19 protein-coding genes and 1 pseudogene are annotated in these 15,946 nt (G+C 40.0%); 5 read left to right on the forward strand and 15 right to left on the reverse strand.

Annotated features, from left to right (window positions below; translation table 11 throughout):
• Window positions 1–10: 10 nt before the first annotated feature.
• Genes WFZ86_RS10470 through WFZ86_RS10520 form a run of 11 tightly spaced genes read right to left on the reverse strand, consistent with a single transcriptional unit; the run spans window position 11 to window position 9,030 of the window.
• The gene (locus WFZ86_RS10470) at window positions 11–571 is read right to left on the reverse strand and encodes a conjugal transfer protein TraO (RefSeq protein ID WP_342691896.1); all 561 of its coding nucleotides are present in this window, start codon (window positions 569–571) and stop codon (window positions 11–13) included.
• 27 nt (window positions 572–598) lie between these two features.
• Window positions 599–1,492, reverse strand: coding sequence for a conjugative transposon protein TraN (gene traN / locus WFZ86_RS10475; RefSeq protein ID WP_342691897.1), 894 nt, complete (start codon window positions 1,490–1,492; stop codon window positions 599–601).
• Window positions 1,493–1,517: 25 nt separating this feature from the next.
• The gene (traM, locus tag WFZ86_RS10480) at window positions 1,518–2,846 is read right to left on the reverse strand and encodes a conjugative transposon protein TraM (RefSeq protein WP_342691898.1); all 1,329 of its coding nucleotides are present in this window, start codon (window positions 2,844–2,846) and stop codon (window positions 1,518–1,520) included.
• 53 nt (window positions 2,847–2,899) lie between these two features.
• Window positions 2,900–3,121 carry a nitrogen regulatory IIA protein gene (locus tag WFZ86_RS10485; protein WP_243412125.1) on the reverse strand — a complete coding sequence of 74 codons (222 nt, stop codon included), beginning with the start codon at window positions 3,119–3,121 and terminating at the stop codon, window positions 2,900–2,902.
• 20 nt (window positions 3,122–3,141) lie between these two features.
• Window positions 3,142–3,570, reverse strand: coding sequence for a hypothetical protein (locus tag WFZ86_RS10490; RefSeq protein WP_342691899.1), 429 nt, complete (start codon window positions 3,568–3,570; stop codon window positions 3,142–3,144).
• A 10-nt stretch (window positions 3,571–3,580) separates the two neighbouring features.
• A complete protein-coding gene (gene traK, locus WFZ86_RS10495; protein WP_342691900.1) occupies window positions 3,581–4,204 on the reverse strand; it encodes a conjugative transposon protein TraK in 624 nt (207 codons plus the stop codon).
• Between the two features lie 24 nt (window positions 4,205–4,228).
• The gene (traJ, locus tag WFZ86_RS10500) at window positions 4,229–5,221 is read right to left on the reverse strand and encodes a conjugative transposon protein TraJ (RefSeq protein WP_116798011.1); all 993 of its coding nucleotides are present in this window, start codon (window positions 5,219–5,221) and stop codon (window positions 4,229–4,231) included.
• Between the two features lie 3 nt (window positions 5,222–5,224).
• Complete coding sequence (locus tag WFZ86_RS10505) at window positions 5,225–5,857, reverse strand: DUF4141 domain-containing protein (protein WP_116798010.1); 633 nt, start codon at window positions 5,855–5,857, stop codon at window positions 5,225–5,227.
• 34 nt (window positions 5,858–5,891) lie between these two features.
• A complete protein-coding gene (locus WFZ86_RS10510) occupies window positions 5,892–8,387 on the reverse strand; it encodes a TraG family conjugative transposon ATPase (RefSeq protein ID WP_116798009.1) in 2,496 nt (831 codons plus the stop codon).
• A complete protein-coding gene (locus tag WFZ86_RS10515) occupies window positions 8,384–8,713 on the reverse strand; it encodes a DUF4133 domain-containing protein (RefSeq protein ID WP_111410189.1) in 330 nt (109 codons plus the stop codon). Before WFZ86_RS10515 ends, WFZ86_RS10510 begins: the two co-directional genes overlap by 4 nt.
• Window positions 8,714–8,724: 11 nt before the next feature.
• Entirely contained in the window at window positions 8,725–9,030 is a 306-nt protein-coding gene (locus tag WFZ86_RS10520; RefSeq protein ID WP_024981713.1) for a DUF4134 domain-containing protein, read from the reverse strand.
• A 250-nt stretch (window positions 9,031–9,280) separates the two neighbouring features.
• Here WFZ86_RS10520 and WFZ86_RS10525 point away from each other — a divergent pair, with 250 nt between their 5' ends.
• The 4 genes from WFZ86_RS10525 to merA are packed head-to-tail and all read left to right on the forward strand — an operon-like array spanning window position 9,281 to window position 12,316.
• Window positions 9,281–9,655: an ArsR/SmtB family transcription factor gene (locus WFZ86_RS10525; protein ID WP_111410188.1), complete on the forward strand. Its 375-nt coding sequence runs from the start codon at window positions 9,281–9,283 to the stop codon at window positions 9,653–9,655.
• Entirely contained in the window at window positions 9,652–10,257 is a 606-nt protein-coding gene (merTP, locus tag WFZ86_RS10530) for a mercuric transport protein MerTP (protein WP_111410187.1), read from the forward strand. Before WFZ86_RS10525 ends, merTP begins: the two co-directional genes overlap by 4 nt.
• A 47-nt stretch (window positions 10,258–10,304) precedes the next feature.
• Window positions 10,305–10,661: a heavy-metal-associated domain-containing protein gene (locus WFZ86_RS10535; protein WP_111410186.1), complete on the forward strand. Its 357-nt coding sequence runs from the start codon at window positions 10,305–10,307 to the stop codon at window positions 10,659–10,661.
• A complete protein-coding gene (gene merA / locus WFZ86_RS10540) occupies window positions 10,661–12,316 on the forward strand; it encodes a mercury(II) reductase (protein ID WP_111410185.1) in 1,656 nt (551 codons plus the stop codon). Before WFZ86_RS10535 ends, merA begins: the two co-directional genes overlap by 1 nt.
• A 131-nt stretch (window positions 12,317–12,447) precedes the next feature.
• On the opposite strand, the pseudogene WFZ86_RS10545 reads toward merA, so the two are convergent.
• The 4 genes and pseudogenes from WFZ86_RS10545 to WFZ86_RS10560 form a co-directional block, all read right to left on the reverse strand.
• Window positions 12,448–12,546 (reverse strand): annotated as a pseudogene (locus tag WFZ86_RS10545) (DUF4133 domain-containing protein); the annotation flags it as partial.
• A gap of 416 nt (window positions 12,547–12,962) precedes the next feature.
• Window positions 12,963–13,595, reverse strand: coding sequence for a conjugal transfer protein TraD (locus tag WFZ86_RS10550; protein ID WP_111410183.1), 633 nt, complete (start codon window positions 13,593–13,595; stop codon window positions 12,963–12,965).
• A gap of 2 nt (window positions 13,596–13,597) precedes the next feature.
• Window positions 13,598–14,014: a DUF3408 domain-containing protein gene (locus tag WFZ86_RS10555; protein WP_024981707.1), complete on the reverse strand. Its 417-nt coding sequence runs from the start codon at window positions 14,012–14,014 to the stop codon at window positions 13,598–13,600.
• A 4-nt stretch (window positions 14,015–14,018) separates the two neighbouring features.
• Complete coding sequence (locus WFZ86_RS10560) at window positions 14,019–14,786, reverse strand: ParA family protein (RefSeq protein WP_111410182.1); 768 nt, start codon at window positions 14,784–14,786, stop codon at window positions 14,019–14,021.
• Between the two features lie 723 nt (window positions 14,787–15,509).
• Between WFZ86_RS10560 and mobA the strand changes: the two genes are divergently transcribed.
• The gene (gene mobA, locus WFZ86_RS10565; protein ID WP_100844412.1) at window positions 15,510–15,941 is read left to right on the forward strand and encodes a conjugal transfer protein MobA; all 432 of its coding nucleotides are present in this window, start codon (window positions 15,510–15,512) and stop codon (window positions 15,939–15,941) included.
• Window positions 15,942–15,946: the final 5 nt, after the last annotated feature.

Here is a 15,946-nt window from a genome sequence, read left to right on the forward strand (position 1 = left end):
GTTTTATATTTTAAAAGTTAATCCTTAATCCCAGACCCGCTGAAGGTCGAAACTGTTCCAGATCCGTACCCCAAAAAACTTTTGTATGTCCTTGAAGAATCATTACTAAATTGTCGGATAGGTATGCTTCAAAAGACAGCCTTCCGCCTGTACCATAGATAAAATTATCCTCAGTCAGTATTATTGACCCGTCATACAACTGAGCTTCGCCACGGTTAATGCTTTCATACCCCAACACACCAGTTATTCCTGCATTCAGGCTAATGTTCTTACGGGCATCGCCCAGCAGAAAGAAACTGTATCCCCCTTCGGCTGTGTAGGTTTCCTGCGGTAAGCGGAAGTCTTTATACTCATCATACTGATGCGTATATTCCAAAGCCCAAAGCTGATAATTGCCATTTTTACCGTTTACGGTCATACCGATATTGAGGTAGTAGTTCCTGCCAGGATGGTCATTGGATAACGTTCCTACGTTTACTTCCAGTCCTTTCTGTTTAGGAAGCATTCGTTGTGCCTGTGCGACAGTGATACCTATAAGGGCAAACATCATCGTATAAATATACTTTTTCATTTTTCTGTTGTTATTTTTAATGGATTACTAAAATTTAAGGTGCATATCGTTAATCAAACGAGCCTTGATCAAATCGGAATTTTCTACTTGAAGTGTTTGATGTCTACCACCGTTTTTCTCAAAAATCTCAATCAACAACATCTTGTCATCGGCAATGGTAAACTGGTCTAATAGGAACACATTTTGTTCAGTTCTTTTTCCGTCAATCTCACTCAGTGGCTTGTAAGTGCGTAGTGGTATCATTGGCTTTTCCTGTACCACGGTTCGCTTTGCAATCTTTTTGTCCACTACCTTGAAATTGATAAAATCAATCTGGAAAGGAACATTGGTACGGTTTGCGAGTTCTGTATGGAAATAGTATTTACCATTATGGATGTAAATTCCTTTCAGGATAAACTGTATGCCGAAACTTTTCGCCCCGATATGCTTTACAATACGCTTATCGTTTTTGTAAATGGTTTCCAATAACAAACCTGCCAGAGATGGAGAATTGTTTCCCAATTCTTCAAAAAGCACATCGTTCCCGCCCGCTTTATCCACTGCCTTTTGCATTGATAGCAGGTCATAACTCAATGCCTCTGGGCATGAATTATAATGTACATTGAAGCTGTAAAAGCGGCCGTCATTGGTAATCACCGAAAAATTTGTCTCTGGTGCAAACTCTCTTATCGATGCTTTTACACGAAGTACATTTTCCGCATCTTCTGCTTTTCCTGCAATAAGGTATTCACTGCCCAAATCCACATAGCGTATAGCAGTTGGGAAAATCAGATGTGAAGTTTTGTCATAAGTAACTTCCATACAGAACGGTTCTATCTTACCTAAAGTAAGGGAACTTTTTGCACTGTCCTGTGCAAAAGAGGAAATGGCAAAGCCAATGATCAGGGCAAATGCCCACAAGGTTCTAAAATGATTTTTCATTGTTTAATTCTATTTATGTTTTACATTATTTTTTGGAGACAAGAAACAGTTGATGACCTGCCTTTAAGGTAACTTTCGGTGTCTTCACTTTTTTGGAGAAATAGCCCGAAATGCCCTGTACTACCCCACGGCTCAAATCAGCGGCAACCTGTTGTCCTGCTGATTGGGTAAGCATCAGGCTTGTACCGGATTGCTGGCTCATATTGCCTGCCATTTCGCTAAGGGCATTCATTTCGGGCGAATACGGCACATACAAACCCTGCTGGCCGTCCAGATCATAAATAGTAATATCAACCAGGATGATGTTTCCGTCCAGTTCTATGGAAGTAACCTTTATCTGTAAACGTCCTCCCTCAAGTTTGGCATTAGCCGTTAAAATTGTTCCCTTGGGAATGGTACGATTAGGCGTTTGGGCCGGTTCCAATAAGCGGAGGCGTACACTACTTTCACCGATAATGGTCTGCGTTTCCTGTACACAGGCTTTGATACTGTTTTTGGGTTGTATCACTTGCTCTAAAGCACCTGCAGTATAAAAACGGCTGTTCTTGTTTTGACTCCAATCAGCTAAAAAGACACTATCGCTAGGCTCACGGCACAAGGCAGATACGGTGTTCTTTCTTGTAGAACTGAATGCCACAAACTGCTCTTTTTGTGTAGAGGAAGAAGGCTTAGAAACAGTACTATTGGCAGTTACAGCTTCTCCCTTATTTGTACCTGAAGGAAGATATTTTGCAGCCATCTGATAGGATTTCTCCATTAATGCCAATTGGTCATCTACTGTTGCTCTGGCTGGAACATCTTTCTCAGCTAGTTTTTCCTTTAATTCTTCCAATTGTTTGTGGAGTTCCTGTGTTTCAGAATTATCGTCCTTATAGAAAGAACCTAAAGTGCTTTGCACGTTGCGGTAACTGTTCAAAGCGGGATTATTTTGTTTTCCAGATCCGTTGGCACTACTGTAGCTTTCTTGCTCCTCAGGCAGCTCCTCTCCCGCTTCTCCTTTTCCGTCTTCATTCCAGTAATCAGAAAGAGATGTGAGATCGTTCCGTTTTTTTTGATTCTTACGTTCCAGCATTTCCTCCTCGTATGCCTTACCTTTATCATCAGGCATTCCTCCACCAGTAGCTTGTGGTACGACATCGTTCAGTCCGATTTTATCAATTTCCTTTTTCTCGGAAGACGGTTTAAAGATCAGGTACATACAGCAGAGGAACACAACACCCATCAAACCGAATATAAGAGGTTTTTTAAGCTTTTGAATTTTATTCTGTGTACTGTCTTGCAATACATCATCGGTTGCTGCAGGGTTACCTTCCGTTACCCGAACAATCGTTTTTTTGTTCTCATTTACTTTCATAAATCTTATTTTTATAAATTGTTGTTAATGTATCCTGCAATTTTGTAGGACTTTCATTTTTTTTTGTGGATGGGGTTCTCGATATGCTCAATACCTATATCGTTATGGGACTTTGAAGTTTCATACCATACTTTGCCAATGACCACCGCAGTAAGCAGCAGATAACCCACCAAGAAGTACAGCATACATTGATGCTGTTTTTGTATTGGCAATACCCGCCAACGTTCATCCAGCTTGTCAAAGTACCTGTCCATAGTTGTTCTTAATTTTTTCATAGCCTTCTAATTTCTTTTTGTTATAGCTTGAAACGCTTTGGACTTTTTTCTGCCTCCTGCTTCGGCTCTTCACTAACCAAAGCGATTGAAGCAATTGCTTTGGGTACGGATAGTATAGAAAGGTCTGTCAAAGTTGATTTTTTCATCAATTGTCCGAAACCATCTTTTTTTGCAACCTCCATTCTGTTGAGAGAGAATTTGCCGTTCAGGTATTTTACCCACATGTTGCATTCTACACGAGGCTTATCTTCTCCCGACCATTGCAGATAGCTTGTCAGCAGCAATTCCTGTTTAGGCAAATTGTCGGCATCCTTTTGGCAACTTTCCAGGTATTCACAGATACTGTCTTTTAAGTTTCCGGGATACGCGCCCTGAGTGTGGAAATAACCGCTATATCCTTTTTCGGTAAGGGTTATAGCGAAGGTGTTTAAATCTGAAAATGTTTCCATACGATTATTTTTAGCGTTCGATAACTTCAATGTCCTTGTTTTCGACCACCGAAAATTTTTCTATATTGAATCCCTGCGGGTTATTGTCCGAACGGACGGAATTGACCAGATAGCAGGAAGTAATAAGATTGCGTTTGGTCACATTGCTGGAACGGATGATGAACTGTTTGGCATAGGTGCGGACTGCATAGGGATAGGTGTCAAAATTGCAGACCACACTATCCACTTCGATACGCTGCTGTACATTACCTGATATAATACGGTTGTAATACCCCTTTTCCGAAAGGTCTTTGTAATAATCAAAGGCACTTTTATCGGCAAGGTTAAACGCTCGGCTCATATTACTTTCGATAGCATTCTTATCGGGAGCCAGCGTAAAGAACAATTCATGAAAGTGCCTTACGTGTTCCCTCCCTTCGACCGGACGGTTGATGGATGCGTCCTGTGCAAGAGCCAGCATTAGTGATTTTCCATTGTCCAGCACATAGATTTTTTGGCGTTGTTCTTCTGCAAAGCGGTAGGATTGCCATACGGCATATCCTGCAACACTTATGCAGAGAACGGCAAATACAAGGGCGTAAAGTCTTATTTGACGAAAGCTGTTTTCGATATTTCTTAGTGTTTTAAATTCCATTTTTTACTGATTAATAGTTTTACATTATTTGAGTAACTGTCCGCCGATATTTCCTGCTGCCGAACCTGCCCCAGCTCCAGCAATATTTCCAGCTTTCATTGCGGCTTGATTCACGTTACGGGTAAAATTTCCCGCTCCGCCAGCCTGAATGATCCAGCCTGTCACTGTAGGAATGGTAAAATATCCCACAATGCCAATGATCATAAAAATTACATACACGGTATTTGAGGTATCGGGAATGAAAGTCGGGTCAGCAAGCATTTCAATATCCCTTTCTATAATCAGGGATTGTATCTTGGCAAGCATAGAGCTGAAGAGGTCGGCTACAGGTAACCATAAATACACACTGACATATCGCGTAAGCCATTGCGTAAGTGTGGATTGAAAACCATCCCAGACCGATATAGCAAAAGCTATCGGACCCAAAATTGATAACACAATCAAAAAGAATGTACGTATGGTGTCAATCACCAAAGCAGCTGCTTGAAATAGAATTTCCAGCAATTCCCTGAACCAGTTTTTTACAGACTGCTCAATGCTATACATCCCTCTTTCCATATACATCCCCGACATCGTGGCCAGATCCGATGGCGACCAGCCCAGTTCTTCCAGTTTTTTATCGAACTCTTCGTTTGATATCAAATAGGCATTTTCAGGATTTCGAAGCATAGCTTCCCGTTCCAACAGATCTTTTTTTGTCTGTAGGTCGTTCAGGTCAAGCACCTGATTTTCGAGGATGGCATGCGTCCCTTGCACTATCGGGCTAAGGATTGCATTGATTGTTCCAAGTACCATAGTAGGGAAAAACATGATGCAAAGACCCAAAGCAAAAGGACGTAGTAAAGGATACACATCTATCGGCTCTGCCCGGCTTAGTGCCTGCCACACCTTAATAGCTATATAGAATAAGGATCCCAAGCCTGCCACTCCTTTAGCCACTGCCGCCATATCGGCGGACAGTGGAAGCATCTCATCATACAAGGAGCGCAGAACCTCGTGAAGATTATCAAATTCCATAGCTTACCAGTATTTTTGGTTAGCGGTTCCGTAGAGTTCAAGTACTCTTTTGCTATTGTTCTGCTTTTTTGCCCTAACAAAACTTACTGAGATATTTTTGTTCGTGTAATAGCGTACAAGGCTGTGGTATTCCTTAATTTCTTTGTATACACGGTCAATAATATCCATACGTTCTTTGTCATTCAAAGACAAGCTGGAAGAACTTACGATCTGTTTGAGTTCTTTCAGCAGTTCGGTACTTTCGTTAAGCAGTGCTGCATAACCATTGGCAATAGCTATTAATTCTTGGGCAGAAAAATTGGGATCGTTCATCATTTTTCCAAAATTCTGCACATACATTTCTGACACATCACCAACCAGCAGTACTGTTTGCTGTACCTTGCGTGCATCTTTGACTAGATTATTTACAGCTTGTAGCTTATCATAGTATTCTTTGCCCTGCTTATATACCTTTTCCACTTCCTTGAAATTTTTGACAACATTGGATACCGTGTTTGAAGTCTGTACAATTTCATTGGCACTGTTAAGAATACCTGAAGCCAGGTTTGCAGGATCGGTAACCACCCATTGGGCTTTTGCGGACGGTGCTACAGCCAGCATTAGTACTGTCAACACCATGAATAGTATTTTTTTCATTGCTCTTTGATTTTAAAATGATTAATAATTTGTTTTACTTTTCTCTTCTTTGCAGGGCTATTCGCTTGATAGCCTGCTCTACATTTCCATCCAGTTCACCAGCAATCCGCATCACTTCCATTTTTTCCGTTTCCTCGGTGGTATAGGCGAGATATTCTTCAACGGAAACTTCTGTGGCATATACCGCTGAATGGGTTCCCCCCAGACCAATCCACACTTCCTTGTAAAGTCGTGACGGATCATTATTCATGTTGATGGAAAGTACCTGTCCCTTCTCCTTGTCTGTAAGTCCAAGCATAGCCTGTATGTCATCAAACTTGTTCATGTACTTGCGCTGGTCGAGCAGGATTTTACAATCGGAGTTATTGATGATACTTTCCTTGACAATGGGCGATTGGATGATGTCATCGACTTCCTGTGTTACTACAATAGCTTCACCGAAAAACTTCCTAACCGTTTTGAAGAGATACTTTATATATTCTGCCATACCTTCCTTGGCAATCGCTTTCCAAGCCTCTTCAATCAGTATGAGTTTGCGGATACCTTTGAGTCTTCTCATTTTGTTAATGAACACCTCCATGATGATGATGGTCACGATTGGGAAGAGGATTTTGTGGTCTTTGATTGCATCAATTTCAAACACAATGAAGCGTTTGGAAAGCAGATCTAACTGTTTATCGGAATTGAGCAGGTAATCGTATTCGCCTCCTTTGTAATAAGGTTCCAGTACGTTCAGGAAGTTGGCAATATCAAAGTCTTTTTCCCGAACCTGTTTTTCTTCCAATACCTTACGGTAATCGCCCTGAACATATTCATAGAATCCATTGAAAGAAGGATATACCTCATCTTGTTTGATACGTTCAATGTAGCCGCTTACCGCATTGGATAATGCTACTTCTTCGGAACGGGTCGGCGGTTCGTCATCACGCTTCCATAAGGTCACTATCAGCGTTTTGATGCTTTCTCGCTTTTCAATATCAAAAACACCATCATCAGTATAGAAAGGATTGAAGGCAATGGGATTGTCTTCTGTGTAAGTGAAGTAAACCCCGTCTTCGCCTTTGGTTTTCCCCTTAATAAGTTCACATAACCCCTGATACGAGTTACCCGTATCCACAAGCAGGACGTGTGCACCTTGCTCATAGTATTGCCGAACCATGTGGTTGGTAAAAAAAGACTTACCACTTCCTGAAGGACCCAATATAAACTTGTTCCGGTTCGTGATAATACCACGCTTCATCGGCAAGTCAGAAATGTCCAGATGGATGGGCTTTCCAGTTAGGCGGTCTGCCATCTTGATACCGAACGGCGATGGTGAATTGTGATAGTTAGTTTCTTCTGTAAAGAAGCACAATGCCGGTTCAATGAACGTATAAAAGCTTTCTTCACTTGGAAAATCTCCCGCATTTCCCGGCATTCCTGCCCAGTAGAGCGTAGCTACATCGGTGGTATTATGACGGGGTTTACATTCCATAAGTGCCAAAGCACTACCGCAGTCGTTCTTTAATTGTTTAAATTCACTGGAGTCATCCGACCAAGCCATGATGTTGAAGTGTGCCCTAATAGATGATAGTCCAAAACTGTGTGCTTCGTTCAGATAGCGTTCTATCCATTCTTTATTGATTTGGTTAGCACGGCTGTAACGAGCCAATGAGTGCATATTCCTTGCGGACTTCTCAAACTTTTGCAGGTTGTCTTCGCTGTTATCCAAAAACAGATATTGGTTGTAGATGTGATTGCAGTTTAGCAACAAGCCCACTGGAGCAGCAAACGACAAACGGCAGTCGCTCCGGTCGGTAGATAGTTTTTCGTAACGAGTATCTGCTGATACTGTTGAGGGCAGGTCATCTGTATCGGATAAGGTATGCAGGCACAATCTTTTGTTGCCAACACGTACTTCCTCGGCTCCCAATCCGATGTCCTGCATTGGTGTCCCGACCTCCCTCGACAGCGTTAGATACTGTTCCAGCAGTCCCTGTTTTTCATCCGTACCTATGATGTCTTCTTCCGTTAAACGTCGCAATCCGACAAATCCACTGTCATTTGCAATACGTTCAAACTGTGCTACCGCTTCCATAAAACGATGGATTGCTTCCTTATCCCTGATTTCTTTTGGTATAAGAGTACCTTTGCAAAGTGATGAAAAATTGCTTTGCATCCGCATTCTTTCCTTAGTGGTCTTAGTCAGGAACAGGTAGCAGTAATGGTTGAGAAAAGGGCGTTCATTGAAATGTTGTTGGTAGGATTTACCCAAAAAACTCAAACCATCACCCGCAATGTCGGGCGCATAGTTTTCCTTGATGTACCAGTCCTGTTTATGGACAACTGTATAATCGGGCAACGTCTTGATTGCTTTGTGCCAAGCGGAATGAATGGCTTCATATTCCGCAGAAGCCACCGTAAAGAGTTCCGGCAAACGTACTTCAAAACAAGCGGTAATGTCTGCATCCTTTGACAGAATACAATTGTTTTCTACCGCAAGTAAGGGAAACTTATTTTCCAGCGTAGTGGTCTTGGCTACATTTCTCATAAGGCATTCGATTTAGAAGTGAACTGTAAATAGCGGTGTAACGGCTTGCGACAGATGATATATCGTGGGTGTCTTTTTCTTGCCCCAATTTTCATCAGCCCGTGTTCCCCATACTTTTTGTTCAATGAAAAGGTCTGCCATACAATCAGCGAAGCACCGCCTGCTCCAAGCAACAGGCAGATATAAGAGTTTACGCCAGCCATATACATTATCATTACAAGAATCAGTGTACCAAGCAGTCCGCCTGCGAAAATGAACAAGTATTGTGCTTTCAACCCCTTAAATTCTACTGTTCTTCCGATGCCTTTATTGATATTGTAATTCATAAGGCAAGGGATTAAAGAAAGAATGAACGTAAAATGGTAGCGGCTACGATTAAGAAGATACACGCACCAAACCAACTTGCTGCAGTCTTGCTTGTATCGGGATCTCCGCTACTGAACTTACCGTACACTTTAACCCCTCCAATGAGACCTACCACGGCTCCAATAGCGTAGATGAGTTGTGTGGCAGGATCGAAATAGGACGTAACCATTTGTGTGGCTTCGGTGATACCAGCTGAACCGTCTCCCTGTGCCAACACACTGAAGCCTGTCAGCATTGCCATTGTTGCCAGCAGGATTTTTTTTCTTTGTTTTTCCATGATTTTAACATTTTAAATTGTTATTGTCTTCCCGCACCTTACGGGCTTTCGGAACAAAGATGTTTCGGAAAACGAGGCGCTATAACAAAGTGACAGTAAGTGGAATTGTTTGGCGGTGTGTGACCAAATGAGCTAAATTACTCACTGAATACAAAAATTAAGAGCTGTTGAAAAATACATTTAATCATTTGCTTAAATAAGAAAACTATTTGTATCTTTGCTGCGTTATTAAATCCTAAACAGGAAAATTATGGAAAACAATCAATCGTGTATCAGAGTGTTTGCCGACAAGGTTCAAATAGACAATTGTCGGGAAATACTTCAAGCCAACGGCAAGGCATTCAGTCAACTGAGTGGACTTTTAGCATTGGCAGCAAACGAAGTAAGGTTGAAAATCTTATTTCTCTTAGAAGAAGAAAACGAACTCTGTCCTTGCGACCTTTCAGACATTCTCGGAATGAGTATCCCAGCCGTTTCCCAACATCTTAGAAAACTCAAAGACGGAAACGTCATTGAAGGAAGAAGAGAAGGACAGACCATTTTCTACTCTTTGAAACAAGAGCAACTGACTTTACTTCGACCATTTTTTAAACACATTAACAATTCAAAAAAGGAAACAGTATGAACAAGAAAAACAACAAACTTGCCGGAGCGGGAGTGCTTTCGGCAATAGCAGCATCACTTTGCTGCATAACACCTGTATTGGCTCTTATTTCAGGAGCATCAGGAGTGGCAGCTACCTTTTCGTGGATGGAACCTGCAAGACCTTATCTTATTGGTATAACTGTTTTGGTATTGGGCTTTGCTTGGTATCAGAAACTCAAACCAAGAACAGCCGAAGAAATCCAATGCGATTGCGAAGAAGACGAAAAGAAACCTTTTATGCAGACCAAAACATTTTTAGGAATTGTAACCGTGTTTGCTGTTTTAATGCTTGCTTTTCCATACTATGCACAGATTTTATACCCTTCAAACGATAAAAAAGAAGTTGTAATCGTCAATGCTTCGGACATCCAAACAGTAGCTTTTGATGTAAAAGGAATGACTTGCAATGGTTGTGCTTCACACGTAGAAAATGACGTAAATAAGTTGCCAGGTATTGTTAAGGTAGATGCGAGTTACGAAGAAGCAACTGCCAAAGTGAAATTTGACCAAACTAAAGTGAGCTTGGCTCAAATTGAAGAAGCCATCAACGGTACAGGTTACAAAGTAGTTGGCAAGAAATAGTATTTTTTTGCTTTTCATATTTAAGAATTTAATTAAATAATTACACAATGAAAAAGAATTTGATTTTATTGAGTGCTTTGTTCCTAATTGGAATTACTCAGGTCAATGCCCAATGTTGCAAACCGACTGACAGTAAAGTAAAAAAGGAAAACACAACACAACAAGAAGGTAAAACCGTGAAACTGAAAATCACGGGAATGACTTGTACAGGTTGTTCCAACCACATTTCAAATACCCTCAAAGAAGTGGACGGCATTATTGAACACAAAGTGAAATATCCGGGCGATTTGGCAACCATCCAATACGACCCAAAGAAAACAAATCCTGATACTATCATTAGGATAGTTGAAAAAATAGGCTATAAAGCTGAAATCATCAAAGAAACTCAAAAAAAGAAAGCGTAATGAACAAAGAAACCATAAAACTTGACATCGTAGGGATGACCTGCGACCATTGTGCCACAGGAATTGAAAAACTTCTTTCAAAAAATGAAGGAGTAACAGAAGCTAAGGTAGGCTATCCAAAATCCACTTGTGAATGTTCTTTTGACCCTTCAAAAACAAGCAGGGAAGAAATAATCAATACCATCAACGGTACAAAAAACTATCGTGTAAAAGGTGAAATCCCAGAAAATGGAAACAGTGGGAATAATCACTTTGATTTAATAATTATTGGTGGTGGTTCGGCTGCATTTTCGGCAGCTATCAAAGCAGAGAGTTTGGGGCTGACTACCTTAATGGTAAACGGTGGTTTGGGCTTTGGCGGTACTTGTGTCAATGTGGGTTGCGTGCCTTCTAAAAACCTAATTCGTGCAGGCGAAACGGCTTATCACGCTACCCATTCCAACTTTGAAGGTATTAAACCCAAAGGAGTTGATATTGATTTTGCACAAGTTATTAAAGACAAGAAAAAATTAGTTGCCACACTTCAAGGAAAAAAATATATGGATGTGGTAAGCGATTTTGAAAACCTAAAAATGATTACAGGTTGGGCGGAGTTTAAGGACAACAAAACAATTGTTGTTGATGGAAAAACAGAATATACTTCCTTGAAATTTATCATTGCAACTGGTGCTACTACCAATATTCCAAACATTGAAGGATTAAATGAAATTGGCTACTTGACCAATGTTTCGCTTTTTGATTTAGAAGAAAAGCCCGAAAGCATCACTATTATGGGAGCAGGTTACATTGGTTTGGAAATAGCTATGGCATATAATCGTTTAGGCGTTAAAGTTCGTATCATAGAATTTACAGACCGAGTTTTGCGAACACAAACACCTGACATCAGCGAAGTATTGGAAAACCAAATGCGAAATGAAGGCATTGAAATTTTACCCAATTTCAGAGCTGTTAAATTTGAGAAACAAGGAAACGAAACGATTATTCATTGTAAATGTCCTGACGGTTCGTTTACACAAATCATAGAAAAAGGAAAAATAGTAGTTGCGTCAGGAACAAAACCCAATACACAAAAACTAGGATTGCAAAACATCGGTTTAGCATTGAACAAAACGGGACATATCTCGGTAAACGAAAAAATGGAAACTAATTTGCAAAACATTTATGCCGTAGGCGATGTAACCAATACACCTGCTTTTGTTTATACAGCCGCTTTTGAAGGAAAAATTGCCGTAGAAAATGCTTTTTCTGGAGCAGAAAATAAAGCAGATTACACTTCTTTGCCATGGGTAGTATTTACCGACCCACAAGTTGCAGGTGCCGGTTTGGATGAAGTACAAGCAGAACAACAAAATATTCCGTTTGAAGTTTCTAAAATAGAATTGAAAGATGTGCCGAGAGCCATTGCAGCAAATGACACAAGAGGTTTTATAAAACTTATTCGCAACACCGAGACAGACAAACTAATAGGAGCTAGAATAGTAGCACCAGAGGGCGGAGAACTTATTCAACAATTAAGTATGGCTATAAAATACGGAATAACAGTAAAGGACTTAGCTGAGAGTTTTTATCCATATTTGACATTAGGAGAAGGAATAAAATTAGCAGCTATCACATTCGGAAAAGACGCTTCAAAGTTGAGTTGTTGTGCAAGTTGATATTTATATAAGTCTGATATCTAAAAAAAAATAGCACTGTAAGATTTACGTATTTATAATCTACCCGAATATAAGGAGAGGCTGTCTTGACTTTTCAGATAGCCTCTCCAATTAAAATGACCAGGATGTGTCCCTAGTAGTCCGCCAGCGAAAATAAATATATATTGTGTTTTCAGCCCTTCAAATTCCACCGTTTTTCCGATGCCTTTGTTGATATTGTAATTAGTCATATGACAAAGAATTAAAGGAAGAATGGTTGCAGTTTCGAAGAGACCGACCACAGCTCCAATGGCTTAGATGAGCTATGTGTGGGGTCGAAATAAGACGTCACCATTTGGGTAGCCACTTGATACCTGCCGAACCGTTTTCCTGTGCGAACACACCAATTCCTGGCAGCATTGCCACGGCTGCCAGCAAAACTTTTTTTCTCTGTTTTTCCATAATTGAAACACATTAATTTGTTATTGTTAACCCGCACCTTGCGGACTTTCGGGACAAAGATGTTTCAGAAATCAGGGTGCTATAATAAAGTGGCATTCAAAGGAATGATTTGGCAGTGAGTGGTTTGTAGTGAGTGTTTATGCATAAAAAACACCAAACTTTTACCGTTTGGTGTTTTAATTTTTGAGGGTTTTATGAGCGAGTTTCATACAAACTCCCCAATATCAAACTCCTCCAAATCATTTTTCCGCAAAGTGGAAGAACCAGCATCCGCATCAGAAGTAAGACTACTGTCTAATAGCTCGGCTATTTTACGGGAAGCATTTTCTATGGAATTTTCCAGTAGGCTGAATAATTCGGTTCCCTGTATTTTCTGAACTATAGCAACCGCTGTTTCCTTTTGAGATTGCTCCAAATTTTCTTTTTGCAGCAACATCCCCACTGAACTTAATTCTTCAAAGGTAACCCCTTGGGCAAAACCGTTATTCCCACCAGATATTCCGTACCTGTTCCATTCTACTTCCTCTTCCTCAAAATCAGGCATATTTCCAAAAACTTCATCCAGTTCTTCCTGCGGAATTTGTATATCGACATCTACCTCGTCGATTTCAATATCAAAATTATTCATTTCATGTTTCCGCTTTTTACTTTGGCTTTCGATAGCACTTTTTGGCACTGAAAGGCTCCTCATTGACTTTGGCTGCCCCATAATATCGGGTAACTTCGGATTAGGTTTTCCATGCTTTGTTTTTTGTTCTGTCATTTTTCTGATAACGATCTTATCCTCCAGGAGTAGCACAATAACAATGAGCAGGCATATTACAATTAGTGTTTCCATAATTATAAAATAGGTTTGTATTTATCATTAAAAGTTGTGATAATCTGCTCTCCAAACTCCTGAAAATGATATTCAAGAAGATTGTCTAAGTAGGCATAAATGGTTATTTTATCTTCGCCTATTACCTGTACAATCCGTGAGAGTTTCTCATGGAAATCCGGTCGGATATATACCGTTTTACCATCACGGGCATTGGTGTCTGGCCTTTTGAAAAATATGCTTTCATAATCCTGATCATTTATTTTTTTTCCTCTGTTCCGTTCCTTCGCTAAAGGCTTTTCCTGAAATGGTTTTATCGGAGCTTTGCGTTCTTCCAGCGGAAGTTCCAATCCTTCCTTTTTTACTCCATCTACCATCAGATTCATCATTAACTCTTCGTTGATTTCGGGAATTGCTTTTTTCTTATTGTCTTTTTCCATACTATTACAATTGAACGATTCTTAAAAATTCCGTCATAAACTGGTCTAAGCGGCAAGCATTCATCAACCGTTCATCGGGAGGCATTAAAGTTGATCGAAAAACAGTTTTGGCATTGGCTTCACTCTCCTTGCGGAAACGTGTGCTGTTCATAATCTGACATTGCATTAGACTTAAGTCCAACTCATCAATAAGTTTATTATAAACATCGTACAAGGGCGAGCGTTCACGACCATCTACCTGATTCCAAAACAGATTAATGGTTTCAATGGAGGTTTCTCCTTTTTTCATAATAACATCCTTCATCAGCTGGGTAAAAATGAGTGTACTTTCCATAACTACACGATCTGCTACAATAGGCGTGAAAATATGGTGCATCCCCGCCAGAGCTTTCAAAATACCGGGAGTGTTTACTGTTCCCGGAAGGTCAAAAAAGATAAAATCAACCGGAACGGAAGTGGATTCTAAAAAATCATGCGCAGCCTCCAATACACCTTCTGCTTTATGCTGAATGATCGGATAAGCTTTTTTGTTAATAGTCGTAAATTGTTTGAATGCCACCCGTTTTAAAAACTCATTTTCCATCACCATAGCCAAATCACGAGTCTTCATTTTCATTAAACTATGTTGTGGAAAATCAGCATCGAATACGGCTACATTGTAGCCAAGACGATAATGTAGTGTACTGGCCGCAAGTGCCGTAAAGGTGGTTTTGCCTACACCTCCCTTTTGGGAAGAAAAAGCAATGAATACTGTTTTGTGTTCTGTTTTCATTTTTAACTCTATTTAATTATTCACTTATATCTCTACATAGATAGATACTTATCAACTATCGCCCATACATATGTAATTTTGTAGATAGTTATATAGCCACTTAAGCACGTATTACACTACTTGAATACTGACATATGTACATCTGTCTTTAGGTAGGTATACAAATAAATTTGCATTATCAGACCTATTTGTGTACAAACTCAGATCTGTAAATCTGCACTTATGCAACTATGTAATTTTATATCCTCATCTGCATCTATCCACACCCTTACGCTTGTATATACATAGGCGACTAAATACATAATTGAGAAACTACGTACCAACATAATTATCTGTTTACATCCGCTTGCAGGCACAAAGAAATGTAGATATATACGTCCTTATTTTAAAGTGGTACGAATTGGCGCTCATTGACACTGTTTGGCACTACGACACTGTGCAACACTCTACTTAAGAGAAGTTTACTTTGTAAAATGATTTTTATTAATGGATTTATGCAAGAGCACTTCGATAGATCAGATTATAAAGTGAACGACCCGAAGCCGTTTTTCCCTGCTTTATTTAATCCGTCCCGCAGGGCGGATTTTTGTGTTCGCCAGAACACGGCAAGTTGTGTTTTGAGGCACTCCAAACTCCGTTCGTGCCTCAAAACAACTTGCCCTGCCGGGAGCTGAAAACCCTTCCGAAGTCAGGATTTTTGTTGAAGTTAAAAATGGATTAGTGATGAACGAAAACAGTAATAAAAAACAGAATAAAGGCGGACGAACTCCGAAGAACGATCCGAGTATTCACCGCCACGTTTTTCGTCTTACGGACGAAGAAAATATCAAATTATTATCTCTTTTTGAAGCATCGGGAATGACCAATAAAGCAAAATTTATCATTTTCGTATTGTTTGGAAGGGAAATTAAAACGGTTAAAATAGACAAAGCTGTGTTGGATTTTTATATGAGGCTAACCTCTTTTCACAACCAGTTCCGCTCTATTGGCGTGAATTACAATCAAATTGTAAAACTACTTTATCGCAATTTTTCAGAGAAAAAAGCGGCAGCTTATCTCTACAAATTGGAAAAGCAAACGGCTGAAATGGCAGTGTTATGTCAAAAAATAATCCAGCTCACAGAAGAATTTGAAGCCAAACATTTGAAAAAATAGTACTG

Source organism: Flavobacterium polysaccharolyticum, from assembly GCF_038739875.1.
Lineage (GTDB): Bacteria > Bacteroidota > Bacteroidia > Flavobacteriales > Flavobacteriaceae > Flavobacterium > Flavobacterium polysaccharolyticum.

Coding starts and splice junctions, on each gene's coding strand:
- WFZ86_RS10470 (WP_342691896.1), bottom strand. CDS start 571: ATGAAAAAGTATATTTATACGATGATGTTTGCCCTTATAGGTATCACT.
- WFZ86_RS10515 (WP_111410189.1), bottom strand. CDS start 8,713: ATGAATTACAATATCAATAAAGGCATCGGAAGAACAGTAGAATTTAAG.
- WFZ86_RS10555 (WP_024981707.1), bottom strand. CDS start 14,014: ATGGAAAAAGACAATAAGAAAAAAGCAATTCCCGAAATCAACGAAGAG.
- WFZ86_RS10535 (WP_111410186.1), top strand. CDS start 10,305: ATGAAAAAGAATTTGATTTTATTGAGTGCTTTGTTCCTAATTGGAATT.
- WFZ86_RS10505 (WP_116798010.1), bottom strand. CDS start 5,857: ATGAAAAAAATACTATTCATGGTGTTGACAGTACTAATGCTGGCTGTA.
- mobA (WP_100844412.1), top strand. CDS start 15,510: ATGAACGAAAACAGTAATAAAAAACAGAATAAAGGCGGACGAACTCCG.
- merTP (WP_111410187.1), top strand. CDS start 9,652: ATGAACAAGAAAAACAACAAACTTGCCGGAGCGGGAGTGCTTTCGGCA.
- traK (WP_342691900.1), bottom strand. CDS start 4,204: ATGGAATTTAAAACACTAAGAAATATCGAAAACAGCTTTCGTCAAATA.
- WFZ86_RS10510 (WP_116798009.1), bottom strand. CDS start 8,387: ATGAGAAATGTAGCCAAGACCACTACGCTGGAAAATAAGTTTCCCTTA.
- WFZ86_RS10490 (WP_342691899.1), bottom strand. CDS start 3,570: ATGGAAACATTTTCAGATTTAAACACCTTCGCTATAACCCTTACCGAA.
- WFZ86_RS10560 (WP_111410182.1), bottom strand. CDS start 14,786: ATGAAAACAGAACACAAAACAGTATTCATTGCTTTTTCTTCCCAAAAG.
- traN (WP_342691897.1), bottom strand. CDS start 1,492: ATGAAAAATCATTTTAGAACCTTGTGGGCATTTGCCCTGATCATTGGC.
- WFZ86_RS10525 (WP_111410188.1), top strand. CDS start 9,281: ATGGAAAACAATCAATCGTGTATCAGAGTGTTTGCCGACAAGGTTCAA.
- traJ (WP_116798011.1), bottom strand. CDS start 5,221: ATGGAATTTGATAATCTTCACGAGGTTCTGCGCTCCTTGTATGATGAG.
- WFZ86_RS10550 (WP_111410183.1), bottom strand. CDS start 13,595: ATGGAAACACTAATTGTAATATGCCTGCTCATTGTTATTGTGCTACTC.
- WFZ86_RS10520 (WP_024981713.1), bottom strand. CDS start 9,030: ATGGAAAAACAAAGAAAAAAAATCCTGCTGGCAACAATGGCAATGCTG.
- traM (WP_342691898.1), bottom strand. CDS start 2,846: ATGAAAGTAAATGAGAACAAAAAAACGATTGTTCGGGTAACGGAAGGT.
- WFZ86_RS10485 (WP_243412125.1), bottom strand. CDS start 3,121: ATGAAAAAATTAAGAACAACTATGGACAGGTACTTTGACAAGCTGGAT.
- merA (WP_111410185.1), top strand. CDS start 10,661: ATGAACAAAGAAACCATAAAACTTGACATCGTAGGGATGACCTGCGAC.